We start from the raw sequence: 14,518 nt of genomic DNA, 5'->3' as shown, positions 1-14,518 counted from the left end.
GATACAAGTCAAGTTGAGTTTATTTTAATTTTTGATTATTTTATCCGCACTTAACAATTAAAGATGAATTTTTTATGACATTTAATATTGGGCAACGCTGGATTAGCAACACCGAAACACAACTGGGCTTAGGGATCATTATTGAGTTAAATGGCAGGCAAGTGAGTTTAAGTTTTCCGGCTGCTGGTGAGGAACGAATTTATTCTACAGATAGTGCGCCACTAAGTCGTATCATTTATAAAGCTGGTGAAGAAGTAATTACATCTGATCAACAAAAAATGTATGTAATTCAGGTTGAAGAACGTCAAGGATTGATGTTTTATACAGGAGTAGATGAAGAAGGGAAGGAGCATCGCATTAGTGAGCTATCTCTGGATTGTTTTATCCAGCTCAACACTCCAGAACAAAGACTTTTTAGTGGATTGCTTGATAAGTTAAATACATTTAAATTGAGAATTGATACGCTCAATCATGTCAGTAGACTTCAGCAATCTCCAGTGAGGGGATTGTTGGGTTCACGAACCAGCCATCTGAAGCACCAGGTTTATATCGCCCGGGAAGTAGCACAACGTTATGCCCCTAGAGTTTTGCTTGCCGATGAGGTAGGACTTGGTAAGACCATAGAAGCAGGTATGGTTCTCCATTATCAGTTATGTACCGGCCGTGCTAATCGAGTTTTGATTGTGGTACCGCAAACTTTGATTCATCAATGGCTTGTGGAGATGATTCGTCGTTTTAATTTGTATTTCTCCATAATTGATGCGGAGCGCTATGAACTTGTATACGAATTAGATGAAGAAGAAGGGATGCAGATCGGTACAACGCAAGAGAATCTTTTTGAAAATGAACAATTGGTTTTATGCAGTTTAGATTTTTTAATGGAACATGAAAAAGCACGCCAGCATGCGCTCAGTAGTGAGTGGGATTTGTTAATTGTCGATGAAGCGCATCACTTGCATTGGGCCGAGAAAGAAAAAAGTCCTGAGTATGAGTGTATTGAAGAACTAGCGGGACAAAGCAAAGGTTTATTGCTGCTGACTGCGACACCAGAACAAGCGGGAATCGCCAGTCATTTTGCTCGTTTAAGACTGCTGGATCCTTCGCGCTTTTATGATTTTTCTGTATTTAAAAAAGAAGAAGAAGGGTACCAGCACATTAATAAGTTAGTACAAGAATTGCTAACTTATGGCGAGCACACATCCACGGACGCCTTAAAACCAGAACACAAATCTCAATTAGAAGCCTTTTTGGGCAAAATAACTGGGTTGGATATGAGTCAAATCATTAAAGATTTACTCGACCGACATGGTACGGGTCGTGTCCTATTTCGTAATACCCGTGCAGCGATTCAGGGTTTTCCTGAGCGTCGAGTGCATGCGAATCCTTTGGAGTGTCCTGCTATTTACACTTCTCTGGAGGAACAAAAAGGACAGAGAAAGCTTTATCCCGAACAACTTGTAGCGAAGGAATTGTGGCTTGAACATGATCCTAGGGTGAGATGGTTAGCAGACAAAATCAATGCGGTTTTCCCCCAAAAAGTGCTGGTTATTTGTGCCAAAGCAAATACCGCCATGGCATTGGATCAGTATTTAAAAGTAAAGGTAGGGCTTCGCTCTACTTCTTTTCATGAAGGCCTATCGATCATTGAACGCGATCGGGCTGCAGCTTATTTTGCGGAACAAGAAAATGGCGCGCAGGCCCTTATTTGTTCTGAGATAGGAAGTGAAGGTCGAAACTTTCAATTTGCTCATCATTTAGTCTTGTTTGATTTACCATTAAACCCTGATTTACTGGAACAACGTATTGGCCGACTTGATCGGATAGGTCAGCGTCATGCTATAGAAATTTATGTTCCTTATCTGTTGAATACGGTACAAGAAAAATTGTTTCGCTGGTATCACGAAGGGATTAATTTATTTACCAAAAGTTGCTCTGTTGGTTTTACTCTTTATGAAGAATTTGAAGATCAGTTACTGCCTATTCTGGATACGGTAGATGCAAATAATGAAGCATTGGAACAACTGATTGTCGAGACTAAACAGCGAGCGGAACAAATTAATCAAGCACTTCATGAGGGACGCGATCGGCTGTTGGAGTTAAACTCGTGCAACGCACCAGAAGCAGAAGAATTGATTGCAGCTATTGAAGCAGAAGAAAACTGTTTGGGTTTGGAAAACTATATGGCTCAAGTGTTTCAGGAATATGGCATCGATCATGAATACCATTCTGAAGCTTCAGAGATATTGCGTCCCACAGATCATATGAAATCCAGTCATTTCCCAGGGCTAAAAGAGGATGGGGTGACGATAACTTATTCGCGTTCCAAAGCTTTGGTGCGTGAGGATGTTGAATTCCTAAGTTGGGAACATCCAATGGTTAGTGAATCTATGGAAATGATCCTGGATTCAGAGGTAGGTAATGCAACTTTAGCGACCATCTCAATTAAAAGCATAAAACCTGGAACGTTATTTTTAGAATCCTTTTTTACAGCGAATTGCGCAGCGCCGAAATATTTACAATTAGATCGTTTTTTACCACTTACACCAATTCGAGTGCTTATGGATGTTTCAGGAAAGGATCTTTCCAAAATCTTGGATTATACACAATTGAATCAATTGTGTGAGCCTGTGAAACGTCATTTAGGATACCCAATCATTCAACAGATTCGTGCGGATCTAGAGAATATATTGGTACAAAGTAAAAAAGTAGCAGAAGCGCAACTACAAGAGCTTTTGGAGAAAGCAACAGTACAAATGAAACAAAATATCTCTCATGAAGTAAAACGACTGGATGCTTTAAAAAAGATTAATCCCTCGATACGAGAGGAAGAGATTGCTTTTTACAAAAAACAACTTATTGATAGTGAGGAATTTATTCACAGTACTGCTTTAAAGTTGCAAGCGTTGCGGGTAGTGATTAATAAAATTTGATGAGTTTTTATAGCATCTATACTACATTCATGATGATAAGGTAATACATAATGCCTTGATTGGGAAATCAGTATATTATTTTATTGAGGAAGATGAGTTTAATTAAATATCTCATTGCATTAAGATAGATTGATAGATGATATTTTTTGCTTATGATTGTTTGTATTGAATGCATAAGATGAGTAGTGTATGAAGACTTTTGCTATCTAGGGACATAGGATAAGTAAGTACTATTATTTGCTAAGAAATTACTTACTAGATTTTTTTAAGGTGTGTAGTACAAAGGGATGAGTCTACTAATGAACCAACAAATTAAAGAAATTGTAACGGACCTTTTGCATTCAGCAGGAATCACTCCCAATGGGAGTGAACCCTGGGATATTCAAATTAACAATGAAGCATTGTATGCCCGTATTTTTAACGGCGGCTCATTGGCACTTGGTGAGTCCTATATGGATGGATGGTGGGAGTGTAAAAGTCTCGATCAATTTTTTACACGCATTCTCCTGGCTCAGTTGGATCAAAAAATTAAATCCGACAAATGGTTATGGCCGAAATTACTTTGGTTAAAGTTGATTAACCATCAATCAAAAAAGCGTGCCCTGGAAGTGGGTCGAAAACATTATGATTTGGGAAATGATTTATTTAAATCCATGTTAGACAGTCGCATGAATTATACGTGTGGGTACTGGAAAAATGCGAATGATCTAGAAACCGCACAATTAAATAAATTAGAATTAAGCTGCCAAAAATTAAAACTTGAGCCAGGGATGCGGGTACTTGATATAGGCTGTGGCTTTGGGGCTCTTGCAAAATATGCTGCTGAAAATTACGGAGTCAATGTTGTCGGTATCACCATATCCAAAGAACAATTTGAATATGCAAAACAGAACTGTTCCGGGCTACCCATTGAGATCCGTTTTCAGGATTATCGCGATGTTCATGAACAATTTGATCGGGTAGTCTCTTTAGGAATGTTTGAGCATGTCGGTTATCGGAATTACCGTACCTATATGCAAAAAGCCCGTGAGTGTCTCAAGGATAATGGTTTATTTTTGTTACATACTATTGGCGGTAATTCGACTACCACTACAGCAGACCCTTGGATTAACAAATATATTTTTCCAAACGGAATGATTCCCTCTATGGCACAAATTAGTCATGCTTCGGAGGGAGTATTTACCATGGAAAACTGGGCAAATTTCGGTGCTTATTATGATCATACTCTAATGGCATGGCATGAACATTTTGAACGAAATTGGGACTACTTAAAAGAGCATTATGACCAGCGATTTTATCGGATGTGGCGCTATTATTTATTGGCCTGCGCAGGTACATTTCGAGCACGCACGAACCAGTTATGGCAAATTGTTTTTTCCAAAAATGGAGTTCCAGGGGGATATCAAGAACCCTTATTCACCGGAGTTAAAAAAAGAGATTCTGAAAAAAAAACCATCTCCGATCTTGAATTGTCTTAGTCAAAATAAGGGGGATACTGCATGCGTGCAGTATCCTCAACACATATGAATTAGTGCTTTTTGGCAAAGACCATACGCAAATGACTATTAATGGTTTCAATGGCATTGCGACATGCTGGAGTATCAGCAAGTTCATTGATCATAAGAAAATCATGAATGGTGCCATGATGACGAATCCCAGTAACGGGTACACCTGCTTCATTAAGCTTATGCTCATAAGCCTCACCTTCATCCCGCAATACATCGCATTCACCGTTGATTACAAGTGCAGGAGGTAATCCTTTAAGTTGCTCAGTAGTCGCTCGTAAGGGACACGCTGTTATTTCATTTCTTTTTGATTTATCAGGTAAATAATTATCCCAGAACCATTCCATTGCTTTTTTGGTTAACCATGGACCATCAGCAAATTCTTTATAGGAATCATTTTCAAAATTTGCATCAGTTACAGGATAAATAAGCACTTGGTAATCAATTTTTGGCCCACCACGCTGTTTTGCAAGTAGCGTCATTACTGCTGCCATATTTCCACCAACACTATCGCCGGCCACCGCTAAACGAGAGGTATCTAGATTTAATTCCTTACCATGCTCTGCAACATACTTTAATGCGGTGTAATCCTCTTCAATTTGCGTTGGATATTGTGCTTCAGGTGCTAAAGAATAATTGACAAATACAATGGCAGCATGTGCACCCACTGAGAGTTCACGGACAAGACGACCATGAGTTTGCCAGTCACCAAAAACCCAACCTGCTCCATGATAGAACATAACTACTGGAAGTTTTTCTTTTGAGCCTTTAGGACGAACAATGCGAAGGTCTAATTTACCATTCGCGTGTTGAATAAAACGATCTTCAATATCCACTTCAGTTTTTTCTTTTTCTAAAGGCAATTCTTGCAATTTATCAAAAATAGCCCTTCCTTCTTGCACCGGAAGATCATAAAGCGGTTTACCCCCAGCTTTCTTGATTTTTTCAATGAAAGCCCAGGTTTTTGGTTCTATACGTTTACTTAGATCCATTTTACTTGTCCTCATGGTTAAAGTTCAAAAATATAATTCATTATTTTTTAAAAATAAGATTAAGCCAAAGCTGTCACTTTTATTATCGGGACAAAATAATTATAGACAATTTGTAGGTTTTTTGTTTTACGCGGTAAAAAAACGAAAAAAATGAACTAATTAATTGCTTTATGATGGTTGGGGGCGGGATCGTTGGGGAAGAGATTTTCAAGAGGTGTTACTTGAAGAGCGTGGGTTATGTGCCTAAAATTAGTTAAATGCTCTTTTGGAGTTCACAATGAAATCATTAATTGGCGGCATGCTCTCCTTGGTTGCGTTTTCTTGTTGGGCAATAGATCGTGGGATTAATTATGATCCTGCCCACAGCAAAGCGTTCACCGATGCCCAGATAAAGAACAATTTACAGGGCATGAAAAACGAAATTATAAAAGATCTTCGTATCGCACAACAAAATGGATTTACGATCATTAAGACATTTTATGCCGGAATTTCTACGGTAGATGGCAAAAGTACAGCAACTATGGCTGATATAGCATGTCCTTTAGGGCTAAAATTAATGTTAGGAGTGTATGAGTTTGATCCAGGAAAAGATCATTGTGATAACTGGTGCGATATTGCTCGAAAAAAACAGGTAGATGATGCTATTGCGAGTGTGAATAAATACAACAAAGATAATAAAAAATGCATTATTGGAATTGCAGTAGGAAATGAGGACATTACCAACTGGAATTTTTCCCAACCAAATACCTTAGTACAAAAACATATTTCTGAGGATATTAGCCGTATTAAAAGTGGAATAGGGAATAAAACAGTGATTGGAACTGCACAACAAGATGGGGCTTTATTGAAGTTAGCTGCAAGTGATCCTTATGGAATTATTGGGAAACTCGATTTCATTGGCGCTAATATTTACCCTTATTGGAGTAGTAAACCGTATACCCCTATATCCGGTGCAGCAACTGAATTTATGAATCGTTATGAAGCCATCAAAAATAAATTTCCCGGAAAAGAAATTATTGTAACCGAAGAGGGCTGGCCAAGTCAGGGATCGGCTCAACAAAATCCAGATGCGTCTTTAGCCAATGAAGGGACTTATTATAATTGGTGGAAGACTCGATCTGATGATTTCGATTCTTATTATTTTGCCTTATTTGATAAGCAACCAACCGATGGAGATGCTGATAAGTTCTTTGGATTGTGTACAGCAGACCGAAAAGACAAGATACTTGATGGATGCAATTACTAACAAATTAGATCGAGAAAGAAGTTATTATATAACCAAAATATAATAACTTCTTAGCTAAAATCACATCACATCTACCTATCTGAATCTTCCACTCATAACTGAAAAACCCATTCAACTCTATTCCACCCTACGGAATGGGGGCCTGACCTACATGGTAGGAACAGAAGAAGATAAAGAAGGCACACGAATGTTTTCCAACTCATCAGGTTCGTTCGCTGGATTGAATCCTTGTTGCGTGTAATTTCCCTGCGGATCTTTATCATTTCGGTAGGAAGTAAATCTTCCTCCTTGAATCATATGGGTATGATTTGCTTGTTTACCAGGTATGACATCTTCTGTTGCTAGAGAATGTTCGATTTCCTGGATTAAATGTTCCCATTCACTTATCGGTCGATTGTCGGAAAGATAAACGGTTACATCTTTTCCTGTTGTATTGGGGGATATGGGTTTGTCTTCTGGAATAATTTTGAATAAAGGAATATTTTTTTCTACTAAGTGCTTCATCACAACATTTATGCCTTTTTCAAAATTTCCGGGTGTTTCACGATCAAAAGAAAAATGAAGTTTCCATCCACAATCGCTCTCATTCAATTGGTAGGGAGTTTGTTGGTAGGAAGCAAACTCTAACCATTGTTGAAGTGTTCTTTGACAATAATAATTCCCCGCCTTTATAGTAGAACCTATGTGTAGAGCATTTATATTTTGACAATTAGCCCAACTTTCAGTGTCGCCCTTATAAATAAAAATTCGTTCATTATAAAGAAATCGTATTAAATCTTCTTTCACATTATTCAATAGAGTTTTGAGTTTGGGATCAGAAGAATATTGGGGATCAGCAAGGAGCGTGCTTATTTTTTTTATCGCTTGGTGGTTTCTTTGCAGAGGGGATAACTGAGTATCACTCAATAGGTTAATTATTGATAGGACCGGTTTTTTTCCTTGGAAACCAAAAAAACCAAAAAAGCCTAAACTCTTCTCCTGGGCCAAACAAAAAGAATTTAATTTATCTATACAAGATTCAAATGAAATTGGCATACCCCACCTCATGATGAATTTTATTTTAAGTATAGGTCTTCTTTTTTTTTTTGCTGGTTAGATGGTTTAGATGGACTTTTCTTATTAGTTAGAGGGAGTAGAAGCTGAGATTTAAGCTTAATAAATCCCAGGCTTACGTTATATGTTTACTTTGGGTTATTCATTACCAACTGGGAACGAACCGTTTGCAGGGTTTCTATAATCAGGAAAAGAACAATGCATGTGGGCGATCTTCCAAACTCCATCTTCCTTTTCAATAGTTAAAGTGCCGCGTAAATGCTCAAATAAATATTCTTTTCCTTCAATGATCATTCGTGCTCGGCATATGGCAGCAGCCCACAAAGCCTCATCTGGAGTGGGAACAAAGTGAATTATTTCTATTTTACCTTGCTCTGATTGGCTCCAGTCTCTTCTTAACTGTTCTTCTATTTCTTTTAAACCCACCCGATATTCATCGACTCCTGATCCCCAAACATTGGTATTTTGACTGAAAAGACTAAGCAATAAGGATGCAATTCTTTGCTCATATCCCTCACAGAATTGTTTAAAAAGTTTTTCGGCTGGTTTTTTTTCTAAAATGTTCATGAGACTTTTCTCCTGAATAATAAAATCTTGACGGAGTTTAAAAGATAAGAAAAAATTGTCTGTCCGTGCTGAATACGGACAAAAATGAATGAACTCTATAGTACCGAGCTTAAATAAACCATTCGTTCCATTTCTAGTCTGGAAGAAAATCCTGTGCGTTGTTTAATACGCAGTAAATATGTATCCACAGTACGAGGAGAAAGCCCAAGTAGCTGAGCGATTTGTTTGTGTGTTGCACCTTGCAGCAATAATCTAAGGCACATTAATTCTTGAGCGGTAATGTACGTTTTCTCGTTCTTTCCAACCACAGGAATTCTGCCTTGCTTCAAACAAAGCTCTTTATAATTTACATCGCGATAGGTTTCGGGTAATGCAATCGGATTTTTATTCAGTATCTGAATTAAATCTTTATTTTGCAGGTCAAAGTCAAAAATAAATTGCTCAATTGCCTTGAGTTTATTGAGATAAAACGAACCGGGATTCGCATGTTCATAGGGTAAGGCTACCGCAATCATATCGTAATAATTTTTACTCCGACGAACTAAAGTGAGTCCGTTGTGCAAATTAAATTTTTCGCGAGCAATTTGCACGGGGGTACTGGGCAACTCTTGATCCCAAAAAAACCAGTATGAATGATTATTTTCATGCTCATCGTCAAATGAAGAGAATACTACTGGAGCATTATCAATATGTTGGAAGTATTCAAAGAGCCCGGTGTTGTTTGTTAAGCAATTAATGGAGCCGTCTGCAAAACAACGTAAATATTGAAAGTAATTAAATCCAAATCCATCTAATAAATTTTTACTTGCTTCATGGACTTTGCTTTTTAATAAAAATATAGGGTGGTTTAAGTCAACTTTTAATGACATGTAATAAAAAATAATCTAGATTAAGGACCAAAGTGAATGCTATTTTGTCAGTAATTTTATTATTGATCAAATTGAATTGTATTGTTTCATCGCTCTAGATTTGATATAAAGTTTGGGAAGAACTATGGACTTCTATTTGGAATAGAATAAAGGAGATATAATGCTAAGAAATAATCCACAAAGACCGCGCAATGAACTGCCTTCAACCCGACTAAAACGCCAATTATCCATATTCTACAGAGGCCCGGATGGCCGTATTACTTCCGATGATCCTGACTCCTACAAAGGACAAGAGCGGGTAGCATATCAAGAGGCGATACTTAGCCAACACCCAAGGACAGGTTATGCCGATGGAATTTTAAAAGAAAGAAAACAGCGCAATAAAACTCAATTTTTTTCAATTGCAAAAAAAGAAGAATCGGAAAATGAGCCTTCAGTCCCTACTCCTCCGTGATTGAGTAAACTACAATGGAGATATGGGAATAACTCTGTCTCGTAGCATGGTTTTCATCTGAAGCAACAAGGAAGTAAATGATATGACTAAATCAGTAACGCCCCAAGAAGTATTTCATGAGCTTATCAAAGCAAATGGTTTGTTCCCAAATAACCCTCGCTTCCCTTTATTAATATACAAGCAAATGGAAGTAGTTAAAAACCAATCCCCTCAGAAACTCCAAGAGCTTTTACAACAAAACCATTGGGGAAATTCATGGGTAGATTCGATTTATGACTATCATCATTATCACAGTAGGACCCATGAGGTATTAGTGATCCTTGCGGGGGAAGGAACAGTTCAATTTGGAGGGGATAACGGTACGATTTACCCAGTAAGTCATGGTGATGTGGTCATTATTCCTGCCGGTGTTGCGCATAAAAGTTTGCACTTATCCAGCGACTTTCAATGTATCGGTGCTTACCCAGGGAATGTTGATTTTGATATGAATTATGGTAAGGCCGAAGAACATCCCCGAGTGATTGAGCAAATTAAACGTGTCGGAGTACCTCAAAGTGATCCTATATTCGGTACACATGGACTATTATTTAATTATTGGAAATAGAAACTCTATAACTATTGGATAAGTAAAGAAACCAACCGTTATTTTAAATTATTAGTATTTGCTGGAGTGCTTTATGTCTGTAGCTTCAATTAGAAAAGTTTATAACATTTATGCTTCCTTCTATGATTTTTTGTTTGGTTCCATTTTTAACCCAGGCCGTTCCTTGTGTGCTGAAATTGTTAATAAAGCGGCAAAACAAAATGCTACAGTACTTGAAATTGGCATTGGTACCGGTTTGTCGCTACCGCTTTATCGTTCTGATTTGATGATTACGGGGATTGATATTTCCGAAAAAATGTTGGAAAAAGCTGAGGAACAAGTGGTCAAAAATCACTTGGAGGAACGGGTACAGTTAAGGATTATGGATGCGGCTCATTTAGAATTTCCTGATAATCGGTTTGATTTTATTGTTGCCATGTATGTGGCCTCAGTGGTTCCAGATGTGAAGGCCTTTCTTCAAGAATTAACCCGTGTTGCTAAACCTACGGCAGAAATTATATTCGTGAATCATTTCGCATCGGAGCACCCGATAATGCGCTTTTTTGAGAAGATATTTGCTCGAGTTAATGAGCTTATAGGGTTTAAGTCGGATTTTTCGATGCACTCAATTCTTGATTACCAAGCCCTAAAGCTTCTATCCACCCGAAAAACCAATTTATTTGGTTATTGGAAATTATTACACTGTAAAATTCTGAAAGATAACCCAGCACCACCACAAGACAACTAGATTATCTGCTTCGTATTAATCTAAACAGTCCTGGTATGGACCTGTTGCAGGGATAAAATGGTGTGGGGCTACGCGCTTATATTTGATGTTTTTGGTTTACAAACTTTGGTCTTAATCAAGGATTATTGTGTCAAAAAAAACTTTGGTTTTTTTATCGGGAGTTTTGTCGGACCATCGCGTATGGTCTTATCAAGCAAATCATTTGCACGATCTGGTGAATTGTCAAATTATTCCCTTATTACACGGTACCTCCACTGAGGATTTACTCCAAAGAGTGTTAGGACATGTTGAGGGGGCGTTTTTTTTGGCAGGCCATTCGATGGGTGGATGGTTGGCACTGGAGCTTGCCAGAAGAGTTCCTGAACGCATTTTAAAATTATGCTTATTGAATACTTCCGCCCAACAAGACTCTGAAGAAAAAGAGCAAAAAAGAATAGAATTAATACGAAAAGTGGAGCAAGGTGCTTTTCAAACGGTTGCTGCTGAGCTAGTACAACATTATGTGTATGATGAGCGGGTTAAACCAGAAGTACATTCCATGTTTCTCAGTGTGGGCCAACAGGCATTTATTGCCCAACAAAAAATACTGCTGGCTCGCCAAGAGTGCACTTCTTTCTTGCCATCACTGGAAATACCTACTTTAGTCATTCACGCACGCCAAGATAAAAATTTTTCTCTATCTGTCCATGCAGAGCTGGCAGACAAAATTCCAAATGCCAAATTAGCAATTATTGAAGACTCTGGCCATATGTCGCCTATGGAATCACCCCAGGCAGTAACTGCATTATTACGGTTATGGTTGAATTATTTTTAAATGCGTTAATCTTCATAATCATTCAAATCAAAAGCCTCTTGCAGATTTCCAAGCTGCTCTTCAACTAGGGTTAATTTTTCAAAACTAGCAATATGAAACAAGGCTTGGCCTGAATGCACAAGTGGCAACATATTTTCACCAATAATAATTCCAGAAATGGGTGATTTCAATTTGTATTCTTCGGTACTGGTTGGATTGGCGATAACCGCAATTACCTGTCCCTTGGCGACTCGATTGCCTGATTTTTTAAGGTGTCTTAAAATGCCACTTATGGGTGCTCTTATCCAATAACTGCTCCTAGATACCGTAGAGGTATATTTTTTTACTCTGTATCTACCGGGCGGAACCATTCCCAAGGCTCCCATCACACTTAGAATACCATTAATGCCGGTTCGGATGGATAACTCATCGAAACGTAAAGACTCTCCTCCTTCATAGACTAAAATAGGAATACCTTGCTCATTTGCATACTCGCGCATTGAACCATCCCTAAAGGTTGAATGTAAAATGACTGGAACATTAAAAGCTCGAGCCAAATCTTCAATACCGGGCATATCAAGATTTGCTCTAATTTGAGGTAAATTAAAGCGGTGATTAGATCCGGTGTGTAAATCAATTGCATGAGTAGATTGGGATAAGATTTGCTTGCTGATAATTTGTGCAAGAATAGAGGCAAGTGAGCCATTTGAACTGCCGGGAAACGATCGGTTTAAGTCTCTTCGATCCATTAAGTATCGTTCCTGGTATAAAAAACCGTATACATTAACTATAGGAATTGCAATAACATTCCCATGGATTTTTTTTAGCCCCTTTTTTTTCAAGAAGCGTCTGATAATCTCAACGCCATTGATTTCATCACCATGAATGGCAGCAGTAAGACATAACGAAGGCCCTTCCTCTATCCCGTTAATGACATGTATTGGCAAACATATTGGAGTCCAATCATATAATTTGGGCATGGGTAAAAAAACCGTTTTGCGTTCTCCAGGCTTAATTTTCATGTCACCAATTACAAGAGGTTCTTTACTCATTCTCACGATCCTTCAAGAGTTATATAACAAGTGTAGCTTGAATTGGAGCAAAGTAGTGTGAGGAAAGGTTGAATTTCTATGTACAAATATGGAAGAGCAGAATGCTCTGCTCAAAACGTTGGGCTTGGTTGGACAAGCTTTTAACACAGTTATTGGTGTGGCATAAATTTACTCAAGTGTTAAATTGGAAATAACAGCAGGTTTTGCCCCCAGTTTTATATCCGTGAGGTGTTGATTAAATATTGCGTAGTTATTGTATGAACCGGTGTTAATTATCGGGAACACAATATGGTCGAAAAAATGCGCTCGTTTTTCAATTTCTTCACCATATATCTTGGCTACGATTTGCGGATCATTTTTAAACTCCCCACAACCCCAGGCTCCTAAAATTGCGTTGGGTTGTTTTGCAAGGATTAATGTATCAAGCTGGGCTGCGATACGTCTTCGTAAATCCGCTATATATTGATTCCTGGTTTCAAGATCCAAGGCGTGGGGTGTGAAAGGAAGTTGCGGCGCGGCGGATCTTAATTCATAAAACGGGAAAATATCTGATTCAGGAAGAAAGGCATAACTTAGGCCGCTGTCTGCCATATAGCGTGCCGATGTAAAGTCCTCAGGATCTGTGGGAAAAACTATTTCAGGACCTCTGAAACATATCCTGGATTCTGGGCTAAAAAATACTTTATATCCTTGGGTGTCGGTTTCCTCGCTGTGCTTTTTCAAAGCCTCATATTCTTCCTGGGTCATTTGTATCTTAGCTTCTAGAAGCTTTTTTGCTGCCTCATGGTAGCAAAATGCTTGAGCTTTTTGATCTAAATAAATGCTTGGATCCAATAAAGATTGAGCACAGGTGCTTCGATGCCATATATTTTCCTCCTGGGCACTTCCTCCCTCTAAGGCAGCACCGCCTGGAAATTGGGGATTTGCCATATTGAGTACAGAATAAGATACTCCATATTTTTTGGTCGCTTCAAGTGTTGCCAGTCCCCAATCTTTAGGAATTACTTCAACTAACTTGGGTGAAGGTGATTTTTTTTTGGCCCATAAGTTTAAATTAATTTGTGCTTGCTGGGCCAATTTCTCTGATTTTTTTAAATCGGTGATCCAATCTAAGGTTTTTTCCATACTTTTGTGTCGCCATCTCTCACCCGTATAAGATCCTTTGAGAAGACTTGGCTTATGTTCGGCGTGTACGTCTTTGATAATAGAGGCAGTGCTTTTTTGGGGGGAGGGTTTAAATAATTTAATTCTCGCCATCATTTTTTTCATCCTTTTTCAGGTTCCCTCTTCTATTTTTTAACATCTTGATTCTAAAAATCAGTTAATGAGTTTTTATAAAGATAAGAGTCCACATTTAATAGAAGACGGTACGTTAATTTCCATAGGCACAACAGCTTCTGGTGTTATCAGATTGAATTCCATACGCTGACAGCACCATGTTTTTATTATTTTGATAGCGAACATGCAACAAGAAAGAAGTGCTCTACTCATCGCAGTATTCTAAGCAATTGTATCCTTCCATTAGGTATATCCTTGGCTCCACGATGATACGTCGAACCAAATTCAGTAGACCAAAATGATCAAAAAAAGTCAACTTTGTTTTTAGTTATGAGATGAAGTTCATTTATTGTCATATTTTCAGGGCACCTCAAGCAGACTTCAATGCTGCATTTTTGGACCTTAGAAACTTCTGTATGTGTGTAAAGAATCATATCCTTCACCAGAA

At 38.2% G+C, this 14,518-nt stretch carries 13 protein-coding genes; 7 read left to right on the top strand and 6 right to left on the bottom strand.

Features of this window, described 5'->3' with window-relative positions; all coding sequences use genetic code 11:
• Positions 1-74: 74 nt before the first annotated feature.
• Positions 75-2,930 carry an RNA polymerase-associated protein RapA gene (gene rapA, locus HBNCFIEN_RS16180; protein ID WP_182392082.1) on the top strand — a complete coding sequence of 952 codons (2,856 nt, stop codon included), beginning with the start codon at positions 75-77 and terminating at the stop codon, positions 2,928-2,930.
• 299 nt (positions 2,931-3,229) lie between these two features.
• Positions 3,230-4,408: a cyclopropane fatty acyl phospholipid synthase gene (gene cfa, locus HBNCFIEN_RS16175; protein ID WP_182392081.1), complete on the top strand. Its 1,179-nt coding sequence runs from the start codon at positions 3,230-3,232 to the stop codon at positions 4,406-4,408.
• Between the two features lie 50 nt (positions 4,409-4,458).
• Here cfa and HBNCFIEN_RS16170 read toward each other — a convergent pair whose 3' ends face one another.
• Positions 4,459-5,427, bottom strand: coding sequence for an alpha/beta hydrolase (locus HBNCFIEN_RS16170; RefSeq protein WP_182392080.1), 969 nt, complete (start codon positions 5,425-5,427; stop codon positions 4,459-4,461).
• A 277-nt stretch (positions 5,428-5,704) separates the two neighbouring features.
• Here HBNCFIEN_RS16170 and HBNCFIEN_RS16165 point away from each other — a divergent pair, with 277 nt between their 5' ends.
• Entirely contained in the window at positions 5,705-6,673 is a 969-nt protein-coding gene (locus tag HBNCFIEN_RS16165) for a hypothetical protein (RefSeq protein ID WP_182392079.1), read from the top strand.
• A gap of 147 nt (positions 6,674-6,820) precedes the next feature.
• Here the strand turns inward: HBNCFIEN_RS16165 and HBNCFIEN_RS16160 are convergent, their stop codons facing one another.
• The 3 genes from HBNCFIEN_RS16160 to HBNCFIEN_RS16150 form a co-directional block, all read right to left on the bottom strand.
• Positions 6,821-7,708, bottom strand: a complete 888-nt coding sequence (locus tag HBNCFIEN_RS16160; protein ID WP_182392078.1) for a hypothetical protein — start codon at positions 7,706-7,708, stop codon at positions 6,821-6,823.
• Between the two features lie 156 nt (positions 7,709-7,864).
• Positions 7,865-8,293, bottom strand: a complete 429-nt coding sequence (locus HBNCFIEN_RS16155; RefSeq protein WP_182392077.1) for a nuclear transport factor 2 family protein — start codon at positions 8,291-8,293, stop codon at positions 7,865-7,867.
• A gap of 95 nt (positions 8,294-8,388) precedes the next feature.
• Complete coding sequence (locus tag HBNCFIEN_RS16150) at positions 8,389-9,162, bottom strand: helix-turn-helix transcriptional regulator (protein WP_182392076.1); 774 nt, start codon at positions 9,160-9,162, stop codon at positions 8,389-8,391.
• Between the two features lie 160 nt (positions 9,163-9,322).
• Between HBNCFIEN_RS16150 and HBNCFIEN_RS16145 the strand changes: the two genes are divergently transcribed.
• The 4 genes from HBNCFIEN_RS16145 (at position 9,323) to HBNCFIEN_RS16130 (ending at position 11,761) form a co-directional block, all read left to right on the top strand.
• On the top strand, positions 9,323-9,616 hold the full coding sequence (locus HBNCFIEN_RS16145; protein WP_182392075.1) for a hypothetical protein: 294 nt from the start codon (positions 9,323-9,325) through the stop codon (positions 9,614-9,616).
• Positions 9,617-9,698: 82 nt separating this feature from the next.
• Positions 9,699-10,220, top strand: a complete 522-nt coding sequence (locus HBNCFIEN_RS16140) for a cupin domain-containing protein (protein ID WP_182392074.1) — start codon at positions 9,699-9,701, stop codon at positions 10,218-10,220.
• Between the two features lie 73 nt (positions 10,221-10,293).
• Entirely contained in the window at positions 10,294-10,947 is a 654-nt protein-coding gene (gene pmtA, locus HBNCFIEN_RS16135; RefSeq protein WP_182392073.1) for a phospholipid N-methyltransferase PmtA, read from the top strand.
• A 127-nt stretch (positions 10,948-11,074) separates the two neighbouring features.
• Positions 11,075-11,761 carry an alpha/beta fold hydrolase gene (locus tag HBNCFIEN_RS16130; RefSeq protein ID WP_182392072.1) on the top strand — a complete coding sequence of 229 codons (687 nt, stop codon included), beginning with the start codon at positions 11,075-11,077 and terminating at the stop codon, positions 11,759-11,761.
• Between the two features lie 5 nt (positions 11,762-11,766).
• Here HBNCFIEN_RS16130 and HBNCFIEN_RS16125 read toward each other — a convergent pair whose 3' ends face one another.
• Entirely contained in the window at positions 11,767-12,792 is a 1,026-nt protein-coding gene (locus HBNCFIEN_RS16125; protein WP_182392071.1) for a succinylglutamate desuccinylase/aspartoacylase family protein, read from the bottom strand.
• Positions 12,793-12,960: 168 nt separating this feature from the next.
• Positions 12,961-14,052: a poly(ADP-ribose) glycohydrolase domain-containing protein gene (locus HBNCFIEN_RS16120; RefSeq protein ID WP_182392070.1), complete on the bottom strand. Its 1,092-nt coding sequence runs from the start codon at positions 14,050-14,052 to the stop codon at positions 12,961-12,963.
• Between the last annotated feature and the right edge of the window lie 466 nt (positions 14,053-14,518).

Source organism: Legionella sp. PC997, assembly GCF_014109825.1.
In the GTDB taxonomy this organism is placed as follows: Bacteria; Pseudomonadota; Gammaproteobacteria; order Legionellales; family Legionellaceae; genus Legionella.
This window is presented reverse-complemented; position numbering and strand designations above follow the sequence as displayed.

Coding starts and splice junctions, on each gene's coding strand:
- HBNCFIEN_RS16160 (WP_182392078.1), bottom strand. CDS start 7,708: ATGCCAATTTCATTTGAATCTTGTATAGATAAATTAAATTCTTTTTGT.
- HBNCFIEN_RS16120 (WP_182392070.1), bottom strand. CDS start 14,052: ATGATGGCGAGAATTAAATTATTTAAACCCTCCCCCCAAAAAAGCACT.
- HBNCFIEN_RS16125 (WP_182392071.1), bottom strand. CDS start 12,792: ATGAGTAAAGAACCTCTTGTAATTGGTGACATGAAAATTAAGCCTGGA.
- rapA (WP_182392082.1), top strand. CDS start 75: ATGACATTTAATATTGGGCAACGCTGGATTAGCAACACCGAAACACAA.
- HBNCFIEN_RS16150 (WP_182392076.1), bottom strand. CDS start 9,162: ATGTCATTAAAAGTTGACTTAAACCACCCTATATTTTTATTAAAAAGC.
- HBNCFIEN_RS16140 (WP_182392074.1), top strand. CDS start 9,699: ATGACTAAATCAGTAACGCCCCAAGAAGTATTTCATGAGCTTATCAAA.
- HBNCFIEN_RS16155 (WP_182392077.1), bottom strand. CDS start 8,293: ATGAACATTTTAGAAAAAAAACCAGCCGAAAAACTTTTTAAACAATTC.
- pmtA (WP_182392073.1), top strand. CDS start 10,294: ATGTCTGTAGCTTCAATTAGAAAAGTTTATAACATTTATGCTTCCTTC.
- HBNCFIEN_RS16170 (WP_182392080.1), bottom strand. CDS start 5,427: ATGGATCTAAGTAAACGTATAGAACCAAAAACCTGGGCTTTCATTGAA.
- HBNCFIEN_RS16165 (WP_182392079.1), top strand. CDS start 5,705: ATGAAATCATTAATTGGCGGCATGCTCTCCTTGGTTGCGTTTTCTTGT.
- cfa (WP_182392081.1), top strand. CDS start 3,230: ATGAACCAACAAATTAAAGAAATTGTAACGGACCTTTTGCATTCAGCA.
- HBNCFIEN_RS16145 (WP_182392075.1), top strand. CDS start 9,323: ATGCTAAGAAATAATCCACAAAGACCGCGCAATGAACTGCCTTCAACC.